This is a genomic window from Iodobacter violaceini (assembly GCF_011601265.1).
In the GTDB taxonomy this organism is placed as follows: Bacteria; Pseudomonadota; Gammaproteobacteria; order Burkholderiales; family Chitinibacteraceae; genus Iodobacter; species Iodobacter violaceini.
In genome coordinates this window covers 195110-219241 of record NZ_JAAOLX010000002.1, presented here as the reverse complement: position 1 = coordinate 219241, position 24132 = coordinate 195110, and the positions used below count along the sequence as shown (strand labels likewise).

The following is a 24132-nucleotide window of genomic DNA, read 5'->3' as shown; positions in this document are numbered from 1 at the left end:
TTTTTAAAAAAAAGCGTCATCTCAGGTGGCGCTTTTTTTATGGTTGACGGGCTTTTTGCCGCTCACCGTTCGTGGACTTGCCGCTGCCCTGATTGGATAATGGCGGCCATATCCAGAAATGTTTTTTTGAATTGATATTTCAGCAAGGGAATACAAAAATGGCGGAAAAAAAACCAAGCGCTAGCGCCAAACCAACGCACACGCCATTTATGCAGCAATACCTGCGTTTAAAAAGTGATCACCCTGATAAATTATTGTTTTATCGCATGGGGGATTTCTACGAATTGTTTTTTGACGATGCGGTACGTGCAGCCAAATTACTTGATATCACACTGACCACCCGTGGTCAGACGGCGGGTGAGCCGATTCGCATGGCGGGTGTGCCTTATCACGCCGCCGAGCAATATCTGGCACGCCTCGTCAAGATGGGTGAGTCGGTAGCGATTTGCGAGCAGGTTGGCGAAGTTACCGGCAAGGGGCCGGTAGAGCGCAAAGTGATGCGTGTGGTCACGCCGGGTACCCTGACTGATACGGCTTTACTCGATGTAAAAACCGAAAACAGATTACTGGCGCTGAGTTTCTCGCGCGGCAAGATGGGGATGGCCTGGCTGTCGCTTGCCTCGGGTGATTTTGCCCTGATGGATACGACGGCTGATAAGCTGGCTTCTGAATTAGAACGCCTGCGCCCCGCTGAAATCCTGGTGGCCGACGATGCAGGCCTGGCTTTGTTTGAGCAGGCCACCGCCGTAGTGCGTAAATTGCCGCCCTGGCAGTTTGAAGCGGCCGCCGCTGTGCGCAATTTATCCCGCCATTTTGAAACGCACGATTTAGCCGGCTTTGGCGTGAGTGAAGGCATGCTGGCACTTGGCCCGGCAGGGGCTTTGCTGGAGTACGTTCGCAGCACGCAAGGTGGTGCATTGCCGGTATTGGCCGGGCTGCGTTGTGAATCGCAAAGCCAGTATATTGAGCTGGATGCGGCCACGCGCCGTAATCTGGAAATCACCGAAACGATTCGTGGTGAAAGCTCGCCAACTTTATTCTCTCTGCTCGATCAGTGTGCTACCGGCATGGGCTCACGTTTGCTGCGTCATTGGCTGCATCACCCGCTCAGATCCAGTGCCAAAATTATGCAGCGGCAAAATGCGATTGCGGCGCTGCTGGCAACGGCCTCGTTCGCTCCAATCCATTCGGCTTTGGATTGTGTGGCGGATGTGGAGCGGATTACCGCCCGAATTGCCTTGTCCAGCGCAAGGCCGCGTGATTTATCCAGCCTGAGGGATAGCCTCGCTGCATTGCCTGCCTTGATTTCGGTATTGCCGCAGGATGATTTCTTTGTATCTCTGGGTAAAGCCTTATCGCCCGATGCGCAGATTTTGAGCTTGCTGAGTGCCGCTATTCAGTCCGAGCCATCTGTGGTGCTGCGCGAAGGTGGTGTGATTGCCGATGGCTATAGCAGCGAGCTGGATGAGCTGCGCACTATCCAGACTCATGGCGGTGAATTCTTGTTGGAGCTGGAAGCGCGCGAGCGTGAGCGCACGGGTATTCCAACGCTGCGGGTCGAGTACAACCGCGTTGCGGGTTATTTTATTGAGATTACTAATTCCTACGCAGGGGCCGTGCCGGACGATTACCGCCGCCGTCAAACCATGAAAAACGCTGAGCGTTATATTACGCCCGAGCTGAAATTGTTTGAAGACAAGGCTTTAAGCGCGAAAGAGCGGTCATTGGTCTTGGAAAAAGCGCTTTATGATGATTTGCTGCAGCGTTTGCAGCCCTATCTGGGGGCTTTACGTTTGGCGGCACAAGCACTGGCAACAGCCGATGTACTGGCCAGCCTTGCTGATCGCGCCGAGCGTGGTAATTATATTGCGCCACAATTTGTGGAAGGCCAGCTATTGCATATCGAGGCGGGCCGTCATCCGGTCGTCGAGGCGCAGATCGATGACTTTATCCCCAATAGTGTGGATTTCTCTGTGGCGCGCAAGCTGCTCTTGATTACCGGCCCCAATATGGGCGGTAAATCGACTTATATGCGGCAAGTGGCCTTGATTGTGTTGCTGGCGCATGTGGGGAGTTTTGTGCCTGCGCAGAGTGCCACCATCGGTAAGCTCGACCGCATCTTTACCCGTATCGGGGCATCGGACGATCTGGCGGGCGGGCGATCTACCTTTATGGTGGAAATGACCGAAACGGCCAATATTCTGAATAATGCTTCAGAAAATTCTTTGGTCCTGATGGACGAAGTAGGGCGCGGCACGTCTACTTTTGATGGTTTGGCGCTGGCTTGGTCGATTGCGAAAGCGTTGATTGAGAAAAACCGTGCTTATACTTTGTTTGCAACGCATTATTTTGAGCTGACTCGTCTGGCGCAGGATTATCCTGTTGTTGCCAATGTGCATCTGGATGCCGTTGAGCATAAAGACCGCATTGTGTTTTTGCATGCGGTACAGGAAGGCCCTGCTTCGCAAAGTTATGGTGTGGCAGTGGCTCAGCTGGCAGGGGTTCCAAAAGATGTTGTGCGCCAAGCCAGGAAAAAATTGCTCGAGCTGGAGTCAAATAGTGTGCAGGGGGGAATGCAGGGCGATTTATTTGCCACGGCCAGTATTATGCAAATTGAGCCTGAGCCACATCCGCTTCAGGATGCCCTGGCTGGAATTGATCCGGATGAGCTGACCGCACGCGAGGCGCATGATCTGCTCTATCGCCTGTGTGCTTTGCTTTAGAATTGCACGAGAAGGCGTTTCGTAGCATTTGATGTTGAAATGAGAACGAGATGCAAAAAAACTTTGTTTTTTGCTATGGGTTCCTATAATCAATTTACCTTATTATATGCGCTGTATTCTGGGTGTGAGCTAATGAGCTGCCGGAGATTTATTAGAGTTTTATGTTTTTAACTAAGCATGATCCAAAAACATAGTAAGAATGTAAATTTTACCGGCTAGCATGTGATGCTGTTTGCTAATATTAATTGCTAAGCATAAATGCTTTTCCAATAGGGAGTAGCTGTGAATACGGTGTCGGAGTCTGCTGCAGTGAGTAGTGATCAACAAGGCAGTACTTTGCTTGAGATTGCTTCGTTATTATCTGATGGTTCGCCAGAAGAGGGTTTTTCTTTAACAGAATTAAACGCAAAAGCGGCTTCCGAGCTTAAGCGTTTTGGTGATGATTTACAGTCTCATCTTGCACTGATTGGGGTGACGGTTCCTCCTGCCTTGCAACTGCGGGGGGATAATAAGGGCGCAGTTTATGTGATCGGAGAACATGCTTTAAAAGCGGAAATTGAAAACTTTCTGAACAATAACACGCGTCTTTTGAAGTGGTACAAAGAAGTTGAAGTGATGCATGAAATCTTGCGAAGCACAGAATTAGACCACGGGCAAACACTGGAAGGGCAGGTGTTTAATTTAGGTTTAACCAGTTTGGGGTGCGTTGCATTTTTTTCAGTGCTGTAGATTGTAATCAGGAAGCCGGGCAGATTTTTTTGAGTAAAGCATTTTAAAATCAGCTGGTTGCTTGTTGTTAAGTCTTATATTTGTTGTGCCAGAACGATGAAGTTGAGTTAGCGGCCGCCGATAATTTTATCGGCGGTTTGCTATTGTGAGGTATGAATGCAGTGTAAGGCGCGTATTCAGGTTATAATCCTCTGTTTTTTTGGAAAGAAACGCACATGAAAACCACCCGATCACGTCGCCCCCAGCCCGCTATAGCAGAACGTAAGGCGAGCGAGCGCAGCGCGCAGGCTGCTGGTGCAGGCAAACGTACGGGTGGCAAAGCCACTGGTGAAGAATTCTCTACCCGTAATCCTGCTTATGCCAAACCCGCTGCGACGGGTGCAAATTCTCGCGGTGGCAAACCTGCTGGTGAAGCGGGTCGCAATCCTGCCTATGGTAAATCTGCTGTAACAGGTGCGAAGCCCCGTGGCCGAAATGCGGCAAGTGGTTTTGCTGAAGCAATGCCAGAGCAAAGCCGGGGTGGACGCAGTGGACGAGGCGCACCAAGCCCGGCCGCTCCGGAATCACGCATGCCCCGTGCACCACGCTCCAGGCCAAATCCTCTGGGTGGTAAGGCAGAGCGCCCGACATTTGAGGCGTATAAAGCGGTTGCTGCTGCAAGTGCCGGCATGGCGCCTGAAGGTGAAGTACGTAATAAAACCAAATACAAAACCGTAAGCCGTGCGCGTCGTATGCAACTGCGCCAGGGATCGGTACGCGAATTGCAAATGCAGAAAGAATTGCGTGAGCGCCGCGTAGCAACCACGGAAATCCCGGCCGAGCGCTTGCAAAAAGCCCTTGCCTTTACAGGGTATGGCTCACGCCGGGCAATGGAAGACGCGATTGCCGCAGGTAAGGTATCGGTTAACGGTAAGATTGCGGCCTTAGGCAGCAAGGTCAGCCTGGGTGACGAAGTTCGTTTTGATGGCAAAAAAGTCGTGCTGAAATGGCCGGACCGCCTGCCGCGTATTGTGATGTATCACAAACAAGAGGGCGAGTTGGTCAGTCGTGATGATCCGGAAGGCCGTGTGACTGTATTTGATCGTTTGCCACGCCTGAAGTCCAGTAAATGGGTGGCGGTAGGACGCTTGGATTACAACACCAGTGGCTTGCTGCTGTTCACTACATCGGGCGAGCTGGCCAATCGCATGATGCACCCAAGTTTTGAAGTTGAGCGCGAATATGCGGTGCGTGTGTTCGGCGAGCTGACTCAGGAACAAATCAACGAAATGCTTAAAGGCATTGAGCTGGAAGACGGCACGGCGCACTTTGCCCGTCTTGAAAAACGCGGTGGCGAGGGTTTTAACCATTGGTACCACGTTGTGCTGAAAGAAGGCCGTAATCGTGAAGTGCGCCGGATGTTTGAGCATTTTGGCCTGATTGTCAGCCGTCTTATCCGTGTTCGTTTTGGCTCGATGACGCTGCCGGGCCGCTTGCGCCGTGGGCAGTTCCACGAGCTGACCGAGCTGGAAATCCTGGGCATTATGCGTTGGGCAGGTCTGAAAATTAATGGTCGTCAGGCAGACGAATAGGTTGTAAGTAATGAGTAAAGCGTTTGTTCGTGAATCTGAAGCCGATGATGATGAAATTCCTGCTGAGCTGCGTGTTCCGGCAGGAAGTAAAAATTATATGACTCCGGGCGGCTGGCGGAAAATGAAGGCAGAATTCGCCCAACTGGTGCAAAAAGAGCGCCCCGAACTGACGCAACTCATTAACTGGGCGGCCTCCAATGGCGATCGCTCAGAAAATGGTGATTATATTTATGGCAAAAGACGTTTGCGCGAGATCGACCGGCGCATTCGTTTTTTGACTAAACGCCTTGAATTGGCTGAAGTAATTGATCCGGAATTACGCGAAGCCACGGATCAAATTTTCTTTAGTGCAACAGTGACTTACTTACGCGAAGATGGCCGCAGCGAAACTGTTTCTATCGTCGGTGTCGATGAAACCGATATGAAACGCCATTACATCAGCTGGACATCGCCAGTGGCCCGGGCGCTGATTAAGGCCAGAGAAGGGGACGTGGTGGTCTTGCGCACTCCTGCCGGTATAGAAGAGCTTGAAATTACTGACGTTGTTTATCAGGCTTTAGAAACCGAGCAATCCAGCTTTTAAGTAAGTCGCTGAATTGGTACTTTGCACATTCATCTGCTTGCGGTATCTTGTTTACTATGGATACCTTACGTCAATCCCGTGATAGTCTTTTTCGCCGCGTTTTTCGCAATATGGTCATGCGTATTGCCGTCGCAGGCGTGCTGCTTTCTGCATTGAGTTATTACTGGAGTTACGTTAATTTCCAGGAAGAAGCCCTCTCCAATCTTTCCCAGTACATCACTGCCCGCAGCCAGCTGGAAAGCGAACTATTTATTCAGGCCGAGGCGAACACGAAAATTGTTCGGGATGAGTTTTTGCGCCGCTATGTGTTGCTGGGCAGCGAAGATCCCCGCCCGGCTTTTCATTCGCTGATTGCTCAGGATAAGGATGGAATGTGGAGGGTTAAGGTACAAAAAGACGATTTTGAGCGCAAAGCCACGATCGCTATATTGCCTGATGCCAGGCAAACCCCTGCTTTTATGCAGCAAGTTTTATTGGCTTATGATGTTTTATCACAATATGGGCCAGCATTTAGAAATCGCTATTACGATACCTTTATTGATTTAAATGTTTCTAATGGCAGTTTAATGTATCTGCCGGATTTAAATTACGCCCGTAATGGATCAGTCGCTGATTTTTCAATTGATCTTGATACGGAGCTGGGTGCTACACCCGCAATGAATCCTGAAAGAAAAACCTTCTGGACGGGTATTTATTTTGACCGGCAGGCCCTGCGCTGGATGGTGTCCGTGGTTACGCCGCTTGATTATCTGGGGCGATATATTGGCGGAATAGGCCAGGATGTTTTATTGGATCAGTTAATTGATCGTAATAATAAAATAAATATTCCGGGTACATATAATATTACGATGACCCGCCAGGGTTTATTAATTGCCCATCCTGATAAAATGGATAAAATCCATGCCAGTAAAGGTCGTTATACTGTTCAGCAGGATCCCGTATTAAAAGGTATTTTTGAGGCTACGCTCAGTGCCAGGCAGGGGGAACGTTTTGTAGAAACACCGGATGGCCTGAACTGGCTGGGAGTGGCGCCGATTGAGGGTGCAAACTGGTTGTTTGTGACTGTTTACCCTAAAAAACTATTGCAGGAAAAAGCAGCAAAAACCACGAGTGTGGTTCTTTTTCTGGGTATGCTGGCTCTTTTACTAGAGCTGGCTTTAATGGCATGGGTATTAAAGAAAGATGTTGCTCTGCCTTTAAAGCGTTTAAAAAATGCAATTCATGCCGCTGCAGCAGGAAAATCAAGCGAGGAGCTGGATTTAGAGCGTGATGATGAATTGGGTGATCTGGCCCGCAATTTTGCAGAAATGTCGCAAACTGTCAGCCTGCACAGGCAGCATTTGGAAACACTGGTTGAAGAAAGAACGGCTGAGCTTGCAACGCGGAATCAGCAATTAGAAGTGCTGAATGATTCATTAACTCATTTAAATACAGAAAAAAATGAATTACTCGCTATTGCCGCCCATGATTTAAAAAACCCTGTAGCCAGTATTCAGGGTATGGCCCAGCTGATTGCTTTACGCTTAAATGAATGGTCCAAAGAAAAAATCCTTGACAGATTATCCGGTATTGGTTTGCTGGCTGATCGCACCCAATGTATTTTAAGTAATCTGCTTGATCATGAAGCTTTGGAAAGTGGCTCGGTTCAAGTGAATATCGAGCCGCTTTGTTTACGCCAGTTATTAACCGAATTATTGTCAAGCTGGGAAGAGCGGCTGGCAATCAAACAGCAAAATTGCGTTCTGGGCTTGGGGGAATATCCTGTGCTGGCAGACCGGCAGGCATTATGGCAGGTGCTGGATAATTTGCTTTCTAATGCCTCTAAATATGCGCCTCAGGGAAGTACCATTCATTTAAGCAGCCAGCTTGATGGTCAGTTTGTTCGTGTGCTTGTGGCCGATCAGGGCCCGGGTGTTGCGCCACATGAAATTCCAAAATTGTTTTTGAAATTCAGCCGGCTTTCTGCGCTTCCAACCGGAGGGGAGCACACAACCGGCCTTGGTTTGTCGATTGTAAAGCGCCTGGTGGAAGTGATGCATGGCCGTGTTTATTGCCAAAGCCAGTTTGGCAGCGGGGCAACCTTTGTTGTGGAACTGCCTTTGGCGCGCTGATCTGATAAACTTCGCTCCCTGTTTAAAATCATTCTGGTTCCCTCTTATGCGTCAATATCTTGATCTTCTTCAGCATGTTTTAGACCACGGAGTCAGGAAAGAAGACCGTACTGGCACGGGCACGCTCAGCGTGTTCGGGCATCAGATGCGTTTTAATCTGGCCGATGGTTTTCCTTTGGTCACTACTAAGAAAACACATCTGAAATCGATTGCTTACGAGCTGCTGTGGTTTTTGCGTGGCGAAACCAATGTGAAGTGGCTGCAGGAGCGGGGGGTTAAAATCTGGAACGAGTGGGCAGCTGCTGATGGCGAGCTGGGCCCTGTCTATGGCTCGCAATGGCGCAGCTGGCCAACGAAGGATGGCCACCATATTGATCAGATCAGCCAGGTGGTTCAGCAGTTAAAAAACAACCCTGATTCCCGGCGCATTATTGTTTCGGCATGGAATGTGGGTGAAATCGAAAATATGGCTCTGCCGCCTTGCCATGCGTTCTTTCAGTTTTATGTAGCTCCGGCAGCAGCTGGCGATGCTGATCAGCGTGGCAAGCTTTCCTGCCAGCTTTATCAGCGCAGCGCGGATATCTTCCTGGGGGTGCCTTTTAATATTGCTTCTTACGCCATGCTGGTGATGATGCTGGCTCAGGTTTGCGATTTGCAATTGGGCGATTTTGTCTGGACAGGGGGTGATTGCCACATTTACAGCAATCACCTCGATCAGGTGCACGAGCAATTATCCCGCTCGCCACGTGCTCTGCCGGTGCTAAAGCTTAATCCGCTTAAAAAAGATATTTTTGATTTTGAGTATGAAGACTTTACCCTGGAAGCGTACGACCCTTATCCGGGGATTAAAGCGCCGATTGCGGTTTAACGGGATACAAAATGGATATTGCAATTATTGCGGCCGTCGGGCAAAACGGCGTGATCGGCATAGAAAACCGCTTGCCTTGGTCTTTGCCTGAAGATTTAAAAAACTTTAAAGCCCTTACCATGGGCTCGCCCATGCTGATGGGGCGCAAAACTTTTGAATCCTTACCGGGTTTATTGCCGGGCCGCCCGCATTGGGTGATTACGCGCAATGCTGACTGGCATGCAGCAGGTGCAACAGCGTTTTTAAGTGTAGAAGCGGCATTAGATGCTGCGGCTAAGGCGGGCCTTGAAAAGTTATTTATTATTGGAGGTGGCGAAATCTACACCCGGTCGCTTCCTTTAGTGAATACGCTTTATTTAACTGAGGTAGGTTTAAGCCCGGCAGGTGACGCTTATTTCCCGGCATTTGACCGCGCTGAATGGCAGGAGGCGGCAAGAGCACCTCAGCTAAGCGCCAGCGGGATTGAATTCGCTTATGTTGAATACCGGCGGATCTGATTTTCTGCCCAATAAAAAACCCGCTGCTTAAAAAGCTGCGGGTTTTTTATTGGCTGCGAACGGGTTTAATCCTGAGCTTCCAGCCAGTTCATCAGCTCCTCAAAGCGTGCCAGTGTGACATCTGCTTCGGGGGTGCTTTCTGCTGCGCCGTAGCCATAGCTTACATGGGCCACTTTACAGCCTGCTGCGCGGGCCGCAAGAATATCGTTCTTTGAATCGCCCACCATCAGCAACTCATCCGCGCTTACGGCCAGCTTTTCCATTACATAATGCAATGGCTCAGCATTGGGTTTGCGGCTTGGCAGTGTATCGCCACTGACAATCACATCAAATACATTGCCAATACCCAGTTCTTTTAACAGTGGCAGGGTAAAGCGTTCTGGCTTATTGGTGACAATAGCCAGACGATAGCCGCAATCATGCAATTCATTCAGCGTAATGGCGACGCCATGATAAAGCTTGGTTTTAAGCGTAAGGCCTTCAAGGTAATGCTGATCAAAGCGGCCAAGCGCTTCTGTCTGTGCCGCTGTGCCGGTAAAGCTGGCGGCCATATCAGCGGCCATTGCGCGGGCAACCAGGCTTTCGGTGCCATCGCCTACAAAGCTTTCAATCAGCGCTTCTTCAAGCTGGGCAAGGCCTGCATCACGGCGGGCAGCATTGGCTGCATGGGCTAAATCAGGGATTGAATCGGCAAGGGTGCCATCTAAATCAAAAGCAAAGGCTTTGATACTCATGCGGGTGTATCCAGTAAGGTGAAAATATTTTCAAGCGGCCTGCCAATGGCGGCGCGATTTTGGTAAATCAAAATCGGACGCTCAATCAGCCTGGGGTGCGCTGTTAAAGCGGCAATGATGGCATCGTCGTCTAAAGCGGCTTGGGCAAATTGCTCCTGCCATAGTGCTTCTTTAGTGCGCACGAGCGCCAGGGGCGCAATGCCCAGCTGAGCGATCAGGGTGCGAATGGCCGCTTCATTAAGTGGTTGAGTAAGGTAATTAATGATTTCTGGCGACAGGCCTCTGGTTGTAAGCGCCGCAAGGGCTTCGCGGCTTTTAGAGCAGCGTGGGTTATGCAGCAGCTTCATGCCTTAACCCTGGTCAGCTCAAGGCGCATCTGATCAATTACTGTTTTGTAGTCTGGTTTGCCAAAAATGGCTGAGCCCGCCACAAAGGTGTCTACACCGGCCGCAGCAATTTCAGCGATATTGCCCGCGTTGACGCCACCATCAATTTCCAGCCAGATTTCACGACCTGTACGTGCTGTATAAGCATCAATACGGGTACGTGCCTCTTTGGCTTTTGCTAATACGCCGGGAATAAAACTTTGCCCGCCGTAGCCCGGGTTTACCGACATCAGCAAAATCATGTCGATTTTATCCATGACATAATCTAAATAATGTAGAGGTGTGGCAGGATTAAACACGAGGCCAGCTTTACAGCCATGCTCTTTAATCAGCCCGAGGGAGCGGTCAATATGCTCAGATGCTTCAGGGTGAAAGGTAATGATGTTGGCACCGGCCTTTGCAAAATCGGGGATGATGCGATCTACCGGCTTGACCATTAAATGCACATCAATTGGTGCGGTGGTATAAGGGCGGATGGCCTCACAAAACATCGGGCCCATGGTGAGATTGGGCACATAATGGTTATCCATTACATCAAAATGAATGATGTCTGCGCCAGCGGCAATGACGTTTTTAACTTCTTCGCCCAAACGGGCAAAGTCAGCGGCAAGAATGCTTGGTGCAATACGAAAATTTGACACAACAGCCTCCGGGGTCAGGGTTTATGACTCATTTTAACGGATACCTTACCTCTATAGCCTCTGGCTTGGTAATATTGTCTCCATCAATGACCAAAAGAACCGCAAAGAATGAGTGACTCCCCTGTTTATAGCGTGCTTGTTCACGCCGAAGCCTTTTATCTGCCAGAGCAATCTGATGAAGTAGCTGATCGCTATGCGTTTGCTTACCGTATCACCATCACCAATACCGGCACGGCAGCGGCTCAGCTTTTGAGCAGGCACTGGGTGATCCGGGATATGGAAGATCGTGTGCAGGAAGTACAAGGTGATGGTGTCGTTGGCGAGCAGCCCGTGTTAGAGCCTGGTCAGCATTTTGAATATATGAGCAGCGCCAGCATTGCAACGCCTGTTGGCTCTATGCAAGGAAACTACCGGATGCAAGCTGCTGATGGCAGCCAGTTTGATGCAGAAATTCCCTCGTTTGTTTTGGCAATGCCGCGTATCTTGCACTGATAGTCTGAATTTGCTGTAAGCGTAAAGCAGGGCGTTGATTAACGCCCTTTTTTTGTTCAATTAATTTTGGATTTTTATGAGCCAAACACGCCGCAACGACTGGCAGACGTTATCGACCCTGCTGCCTTATCTCTGGCAGTATAAAAATCGCGTGATTCTGGCCTTGTCACTGCTTATTCTGGCAAAGTTTGCCAATGTATCAGTGCCTCTAGTGTTAAAGAGCATTGTTGATGGGCTGGATCCAAAGCACGGGCCTTTAGTGCTGCCGCTGAGCCTTGTACTGGGTTATGGCGCTCTGCGCCTCTGTGCCTCGGTTTTTGGTGAAATGCGCGATGCTGTTTTCGCCAAGGTTACGCAGGGGGCGATTCGTAAAGTGGCGATGCAGGTCTTTGAGCATTTGCACCGCCTGAGTTTGCGTTTCCATCTGGAGCGGCAAACCGGGGGGATGAGCCGGGATATTGACCGTGGCACAAAGGGGATTTCATTTTTACTGAATTTTACCCTGTTTAATATTTTGCCTACTCTGGTCGAGATTTTATTGGTCGCCGGTATCTTGCTGAAAAAATACGATATTTGGTTTTCGGTGATTACTTTCGGCACTATTGTTTTATATATTGTGTTTACGCTGGGCATTACCGAATGGCGAATGAGCTTTCGCCGCACCATGAATGATATGGATTCAAAAGCTAATACCCGTGCGGTGGACAGTCTTTTAAATTATGAAACGGTTAAATATTTTAATAATGAGCGCTGGGAAGCGGAGCGTTATGATACCAGCCTTAAAATATGGGAAACGGCCGCAGTTAAAAATCAGGTGTCCCTTTCATTTTTAAATGCGGGGCAGGCCATTATTATTGCTTTTGGCGTTACTTTATTGGTCGGGCTGGCTGCTGACGGTGTTGTGAAAGGCACAATGACATTGGGAGATTTGGTTTTAGTTAATGCATTCTTATTACAGCTTTATGCACCACTGAATTTTCTGGGTTTTGTTTATCGTGAAATAAAACATTCTTTAGCTGATATGGAGAAAATGTTTACTTTGATGGGGCAGAATGCGGAAGTAACAGATATTAAAAATGCACAATTGCTGGCAACCACATCTGCTGCTATTCGTTTTGATCAGGTTGATTTTTCATACGAAGCAAACCGCAAGATATTGCATGCTGTGAGTTTTGATATTCCGGCAGGAAAAACGGTTGCCGTAGTGGGTAGCTCCGGAGCAGGTAAATCGACATTATCCCGCTTGCTGTATCGTTTTTATGATGTGAGCCAGGGGAGTATCAGTATTAATGGTGTCGATTTACGTCAATTGAATCAAGTGAGTTTACGTGCACATATCGGAATTGTGCCGCAAGACACGGTATTGTTTAACGATAGCATTTATTACAATATTGCCTATGGGCAGCCTGGTGCCAGCCGTGATGAGGTGATTCAGGCTGCAAAGTCGGCGCATATTTATGATTTTATTTTATCCCTGCCTGAAGGTTTTGATACCTTGGTTGGGGAACGCGGTCTTAAATTATCGGGCGGAGAAAAGCAGCGTGTCGCTATTGCGCGCACGATTCTTAAAAATCCACCCATTTTAATTTTTGATGAAGCAACTTCAGCGCTGGATTCACGCACAGAAAAAGCAATACAGGCTGAATTAAAAGAAATATCAGCCAATCGTACAACTTTAATTGTGGCGCATCGATTATCTACTGTGGCCGATGCAGATGAAATCCTTGTGATGGAGCAAGGCGTCATCATTGAACGGGGGCGGCACCGTGATCTTTTGGATCTGGGCGCGCATTATGCACATATGTGGCAGCTGCAGCAGGGCGATGAAGAAAATAAATAATTAAATAATGTGGCGCTTAAAATGCATTCCATGGAAATTGCTTGGTTTGTGCTTTAAGTGCCGCTTGTTCTACTACCCACTCATATAAATCATCTGCATCAAGCGAGAGCTGTACGGCCCGGCTTCTGATTTTTTCCCACACTTCGCGTCTTAGCTGCTGTCGGGCCAGCTTTTTGGCCAGTGTGGTTTCATCCGTCTGGCGCATAACATGCCAGGTTTCAGGTTCAGGTCGCACTTCATCAGGGCTGTAAAAAAGTACAGATGGGTGAGGAAGAACTTTCTTTTGATTTAAGTCTTTCAAATTACATAGTGCCTTTGATAATGCCATAACGAGAAGACCGGCTTTAGAAGCTTCGGGCAAAAGATCGTATTTAAAGCAGTTTTTTGATCTTAGGGTTTCTTGTAATGGCGAATTAAAAATATTGCAGCGGGCAAATAGCGTAATGCGCGGGCTGATTACTCAGCGAGTCTCTGAGGCGCTGCGGGTGATTCATTTATATATAAGCGCTAAGTGCTCATTTTGGAATTTTTTTTAACAAGAATTGATCAAAAAGTTGATTAAGCTTTGTGTGTGAAACTTGAGCTTCATTGGGGGCTTTTGATCTGACTCAGTATGGGCATATTGTTCTGGCTTGAACAGCAGATTCTAAACCTGAGGCTGCCATGGCTGAATCAGGCGAGATTGTATAAGGCTCTTTCATTTACTGCATCAACTCTGTGGCATTCCTGGTAAAAAAACCAAAAATACATCAGTTGCAGGGCTTGACTGAAGCAAAAAACCCACTTTCTTTGTGGTAATTGTTTTGTAATCAAAATAAATAATTAGAAAGTTTTTTGTAATTTATTACTTAAGAATCAGAAATAAGGGAATACCAGCTTTGCCGGGCTGATAAGAAAGGGCAAAATGCCCTGTAATGACTTGTGCTGATGATTCATCAGGGGGTTGTATACCCTGGTGATGAACATAAAAAAGCCACGGCAGCGCCGTGGCTTTAGGTCAGCATTTAAATGCTTAACCGCTCATTAATTAAACGGCTGCAGCACTTGCACCGTTTGTTTTCTTAGCGGCTGTTTTTACTGCATCAGCAGTTGCTGTGCCAGCGGCTTTTACAGAAGCGTCTGCAAAATCAGCAACTTGCTTAGCTGCTTTTGTCAGGCTGTCTACTGCAGCTGCAGTGGCTTGCAATGTGGATTTAACCGCAGCAACAGCAACATCAGTACCTGCTGGTGCTGATTTAACGAATTGGTCTAAACCAGATACAACGTGTTTATTGAAAGCAGTCGTGCGTTCTTCAACCAATTGCGATACTTCAGCTTGTGCTTGTGAAGCGATTTCGTACAGGCTGCGTGAATAATTAGTGGCTTGTTCAATGGATGATTCAGTTAATTTTTGACGTAATGTCAGTGCTTCTTGTGCGTCTTTTACAGCAACCAGTGCATTTGCATTTTTAGCGCTGGTTTCTAAATTGTTTTTTGCAACTTCAACTTGCAGCTTGATGATCCGTTCGGCAGAATCAATGGAAATGCGTGCGAAACGCAATGCCACTTCAACTTGCTCGGTAGCGAACGCGGAGAATTGTTGTTGTGCAGTAGTCATTTTCAAGGATCCTTTCTATTTGGTCAGTGAATTAGAGTTTTGACTTGCGAGTTGTACGCCGCTTTAATCATGATGCAGTGCACAATCAGGACTTATTCTGGAAGAGGATGAAGTACTTGTCAAATAAATTGTGCGCCGCAACATGTTGCATGAAAAGATAGTCAGGACTATCCTCATCTCACAACAATATATACACACACGAGGCAGCAGCTATGAGCGTGGAAAAACGCGTGATCAAGAAGTATCCAAACCGCCGCCTGTATGACACGGCGACCAGCTGTTATATCACTCTGGTCGATGTAAAACAGTTGGTTCTGGATAATATTGATATCCAGATTGTGGATGCTAAGGGGGGGGAAGACATCACCCGCAGCGTGCTGCTACAAGTGATCATGGAAGAAGAAGCTGGCGGAATGCCTATGTTTTCTTATGATGTGCTGACGCAAATCATTCGGTTCTATGGGAATGCCATGCAAGGTGTGATGGGGAATTACCTGGAAAAAAACATGCAACTCTTTGCAGAAATGCAAGGTCGCTTACAGACACAGGCTAAATCTGTGATCACGGGTGAAAACCCGATGCTTTCAAATGCTAATCTTTGGGGCGATTTTATGAAGTTCCAGGGCCCGGGCATGCAAAGCATGATGAATAATTATCTTGAAAGCAGCACCTCAATGTTTGTGGATATGCAGCAACAGTTGCAAGATCGCGCCCGGCATTTGTTTACCGGAATGGGGATGCCAGGCTACGGAAAAGACGGGGCGATTTTGTCAGAGGATGAATTAAAACCCACCACTCCGCCAGCATCTAAAGCTGCAGCAGATGACGTGCCTGCAGAGCCTGTTAAACCAGCTCCACGTCGCCGTGCGGCTAAAAGCTAATCTTTTTTAGCGGATAAGTCAGATTATAAAGCGCCCTTTGGGGCGTTTTTGCATTGGGCTAAGGTAAAATGGCCATCGATTTGTAAAAAGCAGAATTTTTGTAAAAGGCTGAATTTTGGAAACATCTTTTGAACGTCGTTTTGGTGGTATTGCCCGTTTATATGGTATGCCTGCATTAGCGCGCTTTCGGCAGGCTCATGTTTGTGTGGTTGGCGTGGGAGGAGTGGGCTCATGGGCGGCTGAAGCACTTGCCCGCTCTGCTGTTGGCCATATTACGCTGATTGATTTGGATGATATTTGTGTCTCAAATACAAATCGCCAATTGCCTGCTTTAGAAGGAAACTACGGAAAAATGAAAGTAGTTGCTCTGGCAGAGCGTATTAAGGCGATCAATCCTGAGTGTGTGGTTGATGTTGTTGAAGATTTTGTGAGTATTGATAATTTTGAAGAAACGCTGGGGCGGGGGTACGACGCAATTATCGATGCGATTGATTCGGTAAAAACCAAGGCGGCGATGATTGCATGGTGTAAGCGCCGCAAAATTCGCCTTGTGACAACGGGTGGCGCAGGCGGGCAGACTGATCCGACGCAAATTGCTGTGGTTGATTTATCCAAAACCATTAATGATCCGCTGGCGTCTAAAGTGCGATCCATCTTGCGCCGCGAATATGGCTTTGCTCAGCAGGGCAAAAAAATGGGTGTGGAGTGTGTTTATTCCACCGAGCAGCTGGTCTATCCCCAACCTGATGGTAGCGTGTGTGGTCAAAAGCCCGATAGCGGTGAAGCAGCGCCGGGCCTGGGGTGTGAAGGAGGTTTTGGTGCTTCTGTGGCGGTAACGGGCTGCTTTGGTTTTGTGGCGGCGGCGCAGGTACTGAAGCACTTGGCCAAACCTGCTGCAGCGCCCTCTGCTTCCAGCGCGGAGTGATCGGTTTAAATCAATTATATTTTTGAGGTGGGTAATGCGCATACGCCTGATTGCTTTGTTTTCCCTGATGCTGAGCGTGCCTGCCGGAGCCTGCACACTATGGGGAGCAGCAGGCATGGCTGCTGGCGGAGGCACGTTGCTGGCTAAAAACCGCGACTGGCGGCCAGATCATGTGCAATCAATCCGTCTGATTCACCCCAAGCGTGGCGCATCTTATGTAGGGCTCTTCGCAGATAACGGCATTGCTCCCGGCTTAAAGGCTGGGGTGAATGAATATGGCTTATCGGTGGTGAGTGCATCGGCAAGTAGTTTGGCAAGGCAGTATTGGGATTCGCCCGACGTACATGGAGCAATGTTGCTCATTCTGCGCGAGGATCACAGCATTGACGATGTTGTGGTTAAAGCCACGCAACGCTTTAGCCACAGCTCACCCATGTTTTTGCTCATTAGTGATCATCAGAAGCTTTTAGAGGTGGAAGTTGGCAAGGATGGCCGCTATACGCTGCAAAAGCAAAAAGAGGGTGTGCTGGCGCATACCAATCACTATCTGAGTGATGAATTAGCCGCTTGCAATCAAAAAATTGGGAAAAGTAGCAGGGTAAGGCTGGAAAGAATTCGAACCATGCTGGCGGGTGGTCCATACAGCCTGAGTGATTTTGCCGCATATAGTCAGGATCAACAGGCAGGGCCGGATCTCAGTTTGTGGCGCAGCGGCAAAGTACATACATTGTCCAGCTGGCAAATAGCCACGCCAGTGGCTGGTCCGGCACAATTGTCTGTTCGCATGGCGAACCCAGAGCAGGCAATTGTGCAGAAGCAATGGCTGCTGGATGACTCTTTTTGGCAAGGCCCTGCCCGGGTTTTGTTGCCGGAGTCTTCAGAGTAAAAATTGCATTGCACTGAATCCCTGGGGCAGTGCTTGCTTGCTGCTGCTGCGGCTGATGCAGCCCATAGCCTGATAAAAGGGAATTGCATTCGGGGCCGCATTAAGCCAGATCGCCTGCTTTTCACTTTTACCTTTGCATTGATCGATAGCAGCCAGCATTAAAGCCCGGCCCAAGCCCTGGCCCTGGTACCCGGGGGCGACAAACAGGCTGCATAGATTCCAGAATTTTTTGACCAGAATGACGCCAACAATGCGGCCATCAAGGGTGCACTTTAAGTGGCAGCCCTGATCAGGGTTGGTGTACCACCAGTGCAAATTGTCTGTCGTATTTTCAATGAGCTCTTGCTGCATCTCAGGCGAGAAATCCAATGCCCCGATGGTTGAAGTCATCAAAAATAAAAGGGGCTTGCTGTCATCGGCGTGGATGGTTTCAATTTTCACAGGGTTTTCCAGGCTGTTTTTTTTCAATTAAGTTTAATCGCTTACCTTGCCCCGCAAGGCCTTAATACTCCCGCGCTTATTTTTACTATCCAGCCGCCTCGTTTGTGATCCCTTCGTAGGACGGGTGGCTTTGCGCGGCGTGGCAACGGTGGCGACGCTTTCTACCAGTTCAAATAAACGTAAAATACCATCGGCGCGGTTTTGTTCCTGGCTGCGATACTGCTGCGCCTTTATCACCACCACGCCTTCTTTGTTAATTCGCTGATCGCCAAGCGCCAATAGCCGCTCTTTGAGTGGCAGAGGTAGGGAAGAGGCGGCAATATCAAAACGTAAATGCACCGCACTGGATACCTTGTTGACATTCTGTCCGCCCGCGCCCTGGGCTCGAATGGCGGAGAATTCCATTTCAGTTTCGGGGATATTAAAACGGATGGTCAGCATATGTGGCTGCTCGTAAGATGGTGCATCATGATTCCATCGCTGGCGGGGCTAATACGGTGCGGTTGCCATTACTTTCCATCTGGCTGACGATGCCAGCGTTTTCCATCTGATCGATTAACCGGGCTGCGCGGTTATAGCCGATTCTTAGTTGGCGTTGCACCGCCGAAATTGAGGCGCGGCGGCTTTTCAGCACCAAGGCCACGGCTTCGTCGTAGAGTGGATCGCTCTCGCTGCCTTCATTATTGTTATTGATATTGGAGGCACTGGCCTCGGCATCAAAGCCACCATTTAACACGCCATCAATATAGCGTGGCTCGCCAAATTGCTTGAGGTGCTCCACCACCCGGTGCACTTCATTATCGTCAACAAACGCACCATGAATACGCTGCGGATAGCCGGTACCTGGCGGCAGGAACAGCATATCGCCTTGCCCAAGCAGGGCTTCTGCTCCCATCTGGTCTAAAATAGTACGGCTGTCGATCTTGCTGGAAACCTGGAAGGCAAGGCGCGTTGGGATATTGGCTTTAATCAGGCCGGTAATCACATCCACTGATGGGCGCTGTGTGGCCAGAATCAGGTGAATCCCCGCCGCGCGGGCTTTTTGAGCCAGGCGGGCGATCAGCTCCTCAATTTTTTTGCCTGCCACCATCATCAGGTCGGCAAATTCATCGACCACCACCACAATAAAGGGCAGATGTTCCAGCGCTTCCGGATCATCCGGTGTGAGTGTGAACGGGTTGGTCAGCCGCTCGCCGCGCTGTTCGGCTTCACGTACTTTCTGGTTAAACCCGGCTAAATTACGCACGCCAAAGGTGCTCATCAGGCGGTAGCGTTTTTCCATCTCCGCCACGCACCAGTTCAAGGCATTGGCGGCCAGTTTCATATCGGTCACAACTGGTGCCAGCAGGTGCGGGATGCCGTCATAGACGGATAATTCCAGCATCTTCGGGTCCACCATAATAAAGCGCACTTCTTCAGGCGTGGCTTTATACAGCAGCGATAAAATCATCGCGTTCACACCGACTGATTTACCCGAGCCGGTGGTGCCGGCTACCAGCATATGCGGCGCTTTAGCCAGATCGGTCACGATGGGCGAGCCGGTAATATCTTTGCCCAGCGCAATGGTCAGCTTGCTCTGGTTTTGCTGGTAAACATCTGAGGACAAAATCTCAGAGAGGCGAATCATTTGTCGGGAGGGATTGGGTAATTCCAGCCCCATGCAGGTTTTGCCCGGAATGGTTTCTACGACTCGAATTGATACCAGGCCCAGAGCACGGGCCAAATCTTTCATCAGATTTACAATTTGCGCACCGCGCACGCCGATTGCGGGTTCGATTTCATAGCGGGTAATCACGGGGCCGGCGCAGGCATCCAGTACGGATGCTTTTACCCTAAACTCGGCCAGTTTTTCTTCAATTAAAATGCCGCGGTCTAATAAATCATCCTGGCTGATTGTTTCGATTTCCGGGTCTGGCGGGTGCAGCAGGCCGAGTGATGGCATAAAGTCGGCGCTATAGTGCACAGGCTCAGCATGCGGCAGTGGCGCAGGTACTGGCGGTTTAGACCAGGTCAGCACCGGCGCTTCTGGGGCGGGTTCTTCCCGATACGCTGGCGCAGCCGGGATGACGGGCGCAGATTGAGCAGGCACAGCGGGGCTGATAAAGGCAGCAGGTGGCGGCTCGCTCAGATAAGAGGCAATGGTGGCAGGAGGAAGCTCAATACGGGGATCGGGCAAGCGCGGCAAAGGCTCTGCTGCAGTCTCCGGGGTGTCTTTTTCAATGACCGCTTCCAGGGTAATGGTCTCGCAGGGCACCCAGTCAGGAATCACAATGTCTGCTGCACTTACAGCAGGTGGAATTTCTGCCGGGGGTGTACTGATGATGGGGAGATCCGCTGCGCTTAAAGTCGGCTCGATACGCGGCGCAGGATGAGGTTTGGGCTCCAGCTGAAATAAGCGGGGGCTGGCTTTAATCGGCGCGCTGGGGGTGCCCGGTGCCTTAGGGCTGCGGGCAGGAATGGGCGCAGGTTCTGGTGCTTTGCCATGAATCCGTGACAAGCGCTGATGAATTTCTTCGCTGGCAATCAGTGGCAATTCAGCGGGGGCCGCCGGGCGCGGGCGCTCAGCATGGCGCTTTACCCTGTGATCATTTTGTAAGTGCTGCCTGATCTGAGAAAGATCAATCAGCGGCAAAGTGCTGGCCGAAGGCGCAGGTGCTGCACTTTGTTGTTTTAGCTGCTGGAATAACTCATCTCTCTGAATGGCTTTGGCAGGCTCTGGCTTATCCGCAGCCTTTACCAGACTGACTGAAGGGCGGGCCGCTTCAGAATGGGGAGCCGCCGGTGCGCCGGATGCAGGGACAGGGGGCTGATAGATGCGCTGGCGTGGTGTGGCTGCGGCAGTGGCTGCCGCTATCGGAGCAGGCTCGCTCTCTTCTATGATTTCTTCTTCATGCTCTTCTTCGGCCTCTTCGGCCTCTTCGGCTTCGTCGCTATCGCTGGGATCAAATTGCGCTTTAATGCTGTCGCTGATGGCTGCGATACCAGTTTCTATGGCGATGCCTGTTTCTTCCAGGATCAGGCTCCATGGTTTGTTGCGCCAGAGCGGAACGCCAATGCCCAGCCCGACAGAGAATAACAGGGCAGATAAAATGACCGAATAGCTTAGTAAACTTTGCCCTGCAGCCAGTGTGCAAAGCGAAATAACAAATCCCAGATATTCCAGAGCGGAAAGTTTCTGCTGCTTCCATACCCGCTCTAATGCAAAAAAAGCACAAAGCCAGGCAGCCAGAGCCACATGCCGGTTAAAACCTAACAGCACGATCAAAATAAATGCAGGACAAAGCCAGGCTAAACGGGCCGTTTGCAATAAGTGATTGATTCGGGAAATGAATCGAATTGACATGTTTTTACAAATCCAGGACAGCAGAAATAGGCAGACCCGCATTATCCGCTTCCTTAGGAAGAACGCCAATCAGCAAAAAGGCTGGTGCATGTTCAATATGTACAGAGATGCGTGGCAAACCGCATCTTGTACGCTGTGCAGGCAGGCATTGGCCTCTGTAATTGCGGCCTTTTCTTACTTGTTAAGCGGAAAGCGGCTTACATTACTGACTGAATAATTCCGGATGCTGCTTGCCATACCAGCCTTTTACTTCAGTGTGATCCAGCGCCAGAAAATGCTGAATGCCAGGAACAAGAGGAAAAAGCATGGTGATCAGCAGCAGACAAAGGCCAAAGCAGGCATACACGGCACTGATATCCAGAAATCCAAGGGTCAGTCCTGCTACGGCGGGTCCTAATATGCCGGAAACCTGCATCACCATCATATTGACTGAGGAAAAACGGCCGCGAAAGTGATCGGGAACCGCCAGCTGGCGGTGTGTCTGGCCGACCAGCTGGCTGACTGACATCGAAAACCCGGCTATGGCAAACCCCAGCACCAGCAGCCAGCCTTGCGCACTTAGTGCGACACCAATAATCGTCACAGCCGAAACCATCAATGCACCCGTACAGGCTTTAAAACGCCCAAAAGCATGAATCACTTTTTTTGCGCCCCAAAGCGCGCCAATCAGCATCCCCATGCCTAAGGCGGCTTCGGTTGCACCCAGCCAGCTGGCATTCAGCCTGAGCGAATGAATTTTTAAAGGCAGCAACATCCCTACAGCGGGTGAGAAAAACATCATGCAAAAAAAGGCGTACACCGTCCAGCTGCGATCAATCGGGATATGCCACTTAGCGCGTAAGCCCGCCCGTACTTCAGTAAGCCACCCATCCTGTGCCCGGCAGGCAGGTTTGACGGGGGGAATGGCAAATGCGGACAGGGCGGCAATCATCAGCACGGCAGTGTAAATCCAGAGTGCGATGGGAATACTGCTCAAGGCAACGATGGCTCCGCCAGCGACCGGCCCGGCTAACTGGCCCACAGACTGAGCGCTTTTTTGTAAGCTCAGCGCATCTGCAAGACGCTCTGGCGGTACTAAATCGGCGGCAATGCTGGAGGCGGCAGGGCGTACGATTGCAAAAGCAATGACTTCAACAATATAGATAAGCACGATGAGCAAAATATTGTAGATGCCAAGGCTGGCCATGGTTGCCAGGCCCAGCGCTGTTGCTACTGCCGCAAGCAGGCCCCATGCCATTAAACGGGATTTGGGGTGGCGATCGCCCAGCGCAGAAAGTAAAGGCAGGGCAATCAGCATGGTTGCGGCTGACGAAATCCCAAAAATGGATAAATCGGCCGCGCCCCCATGCGTGGCTATCCACCAGCTGATGGCAACGCTGCCAGCGCTGAGCGACAGCACGGCCAGTACATCGTGTAAAAGTAAGAAAGGAAATGCAGAACCCAAACCCTGCCATTTATGAGTAAAAGGTGTGGACATTGTGATCTCGTGTAAGCGGTGTATGGGCGGTAAGGTGCATTTACCAGCTGATGCCGGTGCGCCTTGGCGTATGTCATTTTATAAAAAGAGCCTGGGGCTTTGTATGGCATACCAGTTTTTTACTTCATGATGATCTAAGGCTAAAAAAGTACGAATGTCCGGAATGCGGGAAAAGGTCATCGCCACTAGAAAAAGGCCTGAGCCAAATGCCGCATATACCGTATTAATATCAAGTATTCCAAGGGCTATGCCTGCCAGGGCGGGGCCTAAAATGCCGGATAAAGTCATGACCATAAAATTGACCGAAGAAAACCGGGCACGAAAATGGTCGGGTACAGCCAGCTGGCGGTGGGTCTGGCCAATCAGCTGGCTGACTGACAGGGCGAATCCAATCAGGGCAAAGCTAATCACCAGCATCCAGCCCTTATCGCTAAAAGCCGTAGCACAGATGCCCAGCGCCAGGGTGAGCGTTGCGTTGCGGGCTGCATTAAATCGCCCCTGCCACAGAATGACTTTGCCCGCTCCCCATAAAGCGCCGGTTAACATGCCCATACCCACAGCGGCTTCGGTGGCTCCCAGCCACTGTGCGCCCAGGTTTAAAAAGTGGATTTTAAGCGGCAGTAACATGCCAATCGCCGGGGAGAAAAATAGCATGATAAAAAAACTGAACAGGGTCCAGTTGCGATCGATGGGGATATTCCACTTTGCGTACAGACCTGCACGCACTTCGGCGCGCCAGTGGCTTTTATTTAATGCCGGGGCGGGGCGGATAACGGGGATGGCAAAGGCAGAGAGCGCGGCAATCAGCAGAATCACGGTGTACACCCATAAAGCGGCAGAAATACTGCTTAATGCAATTATTGCCCCGCCGGCAACCGGCCCGGCAAGCCTTCCAAGAGATTGCGCACTTTTTTGCAGGCTCAGTGCATCGGCAAGGTGATTTGGGCTGACCAGATCTGCCGCAATGCTGGATACAGCGGGCAAGACCATAGAAAAAGCAATCACATCGAAGGCGTAGATCAGAATAATCAGCCCGATATGATAAAAGCCCAAACTGGCCATCAGGGCCAGCCCCAGCGCGGTAATTACCGCGGTAAGCAACCCCCATGCCATGACTCTGGATTTAGCGAGCCGATCGCCCTGCGCGGAAAGCAGCGGCAAAGCAATCAGCATTGTCAGTGCTGCCGTGATGCCAAATATAGATAAATCGGCTGCACCGCCATGGGTAACAATCCACCAGCTAATTGCCACACTGCCGGTTGTTAGTGAGAGTACAGCCAGAAAATCGCATAAAAGCAGAAAAGGAAAAGCGTGGCCTAAGCCTTGCCATTTGTTGCGAATAGAAGAGGGCATGGCAGTGGCTGATCAGGGGGCGGGGAACGATATTATCAGCTTACTCGTTTATGA

At 49.9% G+C, this 24132-nt stretch carries 22 protein-coding genes; 12 read left to right on the top strand and 10 right to left on the bottom strand.

Translation table 11 applies throughout. From position 1 onward, the window contains the following. Window positions 1-158 precede the first annotated feature (158 nt). The 7 genes from mutS (at window position 159) to HA050_RS04540 (ending at window position 9082) form a co-directional block, all read left to right on the top strand. Window positions 159-2723, top strand: coding sequence for a DNA mismatch repair protein MutS (gene mutS, locus HA050_RS04570; protein ID WP_166822659.1), 2565 nt, complete (start codon window positions 159-161; stop codon window positions 2721-2723). A gap of 336 nt (window positions 2724-3059) precedes the next feature. Next, window positions 3060-3452: a hypothetical protein gene (locus HA050_RS04565; protein ID WP_166822657.1), complete on the top strand. Its 393-nt coding sequence runs from the start codon at window positions 3060-3062 to the stop codon at window positions 3450-3452. A 215-nt stretch (window positions 3453-3667) separates the two neighbouring features. Further along, entirely contained in the window at window positions 3668-5023 is a 1356-nt protein-coding gene (gene rluB, locus HA050_RS04560; RefSeq protein ID WP_166822654.1) for a 23S rRNA pseudouridine(2605) synthase RluB, read from the top strand. Window positions 5024-5033: 10 nt separating this feature from the next. After that, window positions 5034-5606: a transcription elongation factor GreB gene (greB, locus tag HA050_RS04555; RefSeq protein WP_115227520.1), complete on the top strand. Its 573-nt coding sequence runs from the start codon at window positions 5034-5036 to the stop codon at window positions 5604-5606. Between the two features lie 56 nt (window positions 5607-5662). Continuing rightward, entirely contained in the window at window positions 5663-7717 is a 2055-nt protein-coding gene (locus HA050_RS04550) for an ATP-binding response regulator (protein WP_166822652.1), read from the top strand. A gap of 46 nt (window positions 7718-7763) precedes the next feature. Then, window positions 7764-8585, top strand: coding sequence for a thymidylate synthase (locus tag HA050_RS04545; RefSeq protein WP_166822649.1), 822 nt, complete (start codon window positions 7764-7766; stop codon window positions 8583-8585). Between the two features lie 11 nt (window positions 8586-8596). After that, window positions 8597-9082: a dihydrofolate reductase gene (locus HA050_RS04540; protein ID WP_166822646.1), complete on the top strand. Its 486-nt coding sequence runs from the start codon at window positions 8597-8599 to the stop codon at window positions 9080-9082. A gap of 65 nt (window positions 9083-9147) precedes the next feature. On the opposite strand, the gene HA050_RS04535 is transcribed toward HA050_RS04540, so the two are convergent. The 3 genes from HA050_RS04535 to rpe are packed head-to-tail and all read right to left on the bottom strand — an operon-like array spanning window position 9148 to window position 10843. Beyond that, window positions 9148-9816: a phosphoglycolate phosphatase gene (locus tag HA050_RS04535; RefSeq protein WP_166822643.1), complete on the bottom strand. Its 669-nt coding sequence runs from the start codon at window positions 9814-9816 to the stop codon at window positions 9148-9150. Next, window positions 9813-10163 carry an arsenate reductase (glutaredoxin) gene (gene arsC / locus HA050_RS04530; protein WP_166822641.1) on the bottom strand — a complete coding sequence of 117 codons (351 nt, stop codon included), beginning with the start codon at window positions 10161-10163 and terminating at the stop codon, window positions 9813-9815. The genes HA050_RS04535 and arsC overlap by 4 nt, the downstream gene beginning before the upstream one ends. Beyond that, the gene (rpe, locus tag HA050_RS04525) at window positions 10160-10843 is read right to left on the bottom strand and encodes a ribulose-phosphate 3-epimerase (protein ID WP_166822638.1); all 684 of its coding nucleotides are present in this window, start codon (window positions 10841-10843) and stop codon (window positions 10160-10162) included. Before rpe ends, arsC begins: the two co-directional genes overlap by 4 nt. Window positions 10844-10951: 108 nt before the next feature. On the opposite strand from rpe, the gene apaG reads away from it, so the two are divergent. Both apaG and HA050_RS04515 read left to right on the top strand, forming a co-directional pair. Further along, window positions 10952-11335: a Co2+/Mg2+ efflux facilitator ApaG/CorD gene (gene apaG / locus HA050_RS04520; RefSeq protein WP_099396142.1), complete on the top strand. Its 384-nt coding sequence runs from the start codon at window positions 10952-10954 to the stop codon at window positions 11333-11335. A gap of 76 nt (window positions 11336-11411) precedes the next feature. Further along, a complete protein-coding gene (locus HA050_RS04515) occupies window positions 11412-13175 on the top strand; it encodes an ABCB family ABC transporter ATP-binding protein/permease (protein WP_166822635.1) in 1764 nt (587 codons plus the stop codon). Window positions 13176-13191: 16 nt separating this feature from the next. Here HA050_RS04515 and HA050_RS04510 read toward each other — a convergent pair whose 3' ends face one another. Together HA050_RS04510 and HA050_RS04505 are read right to left on the bottom strand one after the other, a co-directional pair. Next, window positions 13192-13536, bottom strand: coding sequence for a hypothetical protein (locus tag HA050_RS04510; protein WP_166822632.1), 345 nt, complete (start codon window positions 13534-13536; stop codon window positions 13192-13194). 666 nt (window positions 13537-14202) lie between these two features. Then, the gene (locus HA050_RS04505; protein ID WP_115227511.1) at window positions 14203-14772 is read right to left on the bottom strand and encodes a phasin family protein; all 570 of its coding nucleotides are present in this window, start codon (window positions 14770-14772) and stop codon (window positions 14203-14205) included. Between the two features lie 212 nt (window positions 14773-14984). Here HA050_RS04505 and phaR point away from each other — a divergent pair, with 212 nt between their 5' ends. The 3 genes from phaR to HA050_RS04490 all read left to right on the top strand — a co-directional run bounded on the left by phaR (window position 14985) and on the right by HA050_RS04490 (window position 17464). Further along, window positions 14985-15653, top strand: coding sequence for a polyhydroxyalkanoate synthesis repressor PhaR (gene phaR, locus HA050_RS04500; RefSeq protein WP_166822629.1), 669 nt, complete (start codon window positions 14985-14987; stop codon window positions 15651-15653). A gap of 115 nt (window positions 15654-15768) precedes the next feature. Then, complete coding sequence (gene tcdA / locus HA050_RS04495) at window positions 15769-16578, top strand: tRNA cyclic N6-threonylcarbamoyladenosine(37) synthase TcdA (protein WP_099396138.1); 810 nt, start codon at window positions 15769-15771, stop codon at window positions 16576-16578. A 34-nt stretch (window positions 16579-16612) separates the two neighbouring features. Beyond that, window positions 16613-17464: a carcinine hydrolase/isopenicillin-N N-acyltransferase family protein gene (locus HA050_RS04490; protein ID WP_166822626.1), complete on the top strand. Its 852-nt coding sequence runs from the start codon at window positions 16613-16615 to the stop codon at window positions 17462-17464. Here HA050_RS04490 and HA050_RS04485 read toward each other — a convergent pair. The 5 genes from HA050_RS04485 to HA050_RS04465 form a co-directional block, all read right to left on the bottom strand. Beyond that, complete coding sequence (locus HA050_RS04485; protein ID WP_205836290.1) at window positions 17456-17905, bottom strand: GNAT family N-acetyltransferase; 450 nt, start codon at window positions 17903-17905, stop codon at window positions 17456-17458. The genes HA050_RS04490 and HA050_RS04485 overlap by 9 nt on opposite strands. A gap of 33 nt (window positions 17906-17938) precedes the next feature. Beyond that, window positions 17939-18346: an alternative ribosome rescue aminoacyl-tRNA hydrolase ArfB gene (gene arfB, locus HA050_RS04480; RefSeq protein ID WP_166822623.1), complete on the bottom strand. Its 408-nt coding sequence runs from the start codon at window positions 18344-18346 to the stop codon at window positions 17939-17941. Between the two features lie 25 nt (window positions 18347-18371). Beyond that, the gene (locus HA050_RS22325; RefSeq protein WP_205836289.1) at window positions 18372-21248 is read right to left on the bottom strand and encodes a DNA translocase FtsK; all 2877 of its coding nucleotides are present in this window, start codon (window positions 21246-21248) and stop codon (window positions 18372-18374) included. Window positions 21249-21450: 202 nt separating this feature from the next. Beyond that, window positions 21451-22725: an MFS transporter gene (locus HA050_RS04470; RefSeq protein WP_166822617.1), complete on the bottom strand. Its 1275-nt coding sequence runs from the start codon at window positions 22723-22725 to the stop codon at window positions 21451-21453. 78 nt (window positions 22726-22803) lie between these two features. Beyond that, window positions 22804-24078 carry an MFS transporter gene (locus HA050_RS04465; protein ID WP_166822614.1) on the bottom strand — a complete coding sequence of 425 codons (1275 nt, stop codon included), beginning with the start codon at window positions 24076-24078 and terminating at the stop codon, window positions 22804-22806. Window positions 24079-24132 lie beyond the last annotated feature (54 nt).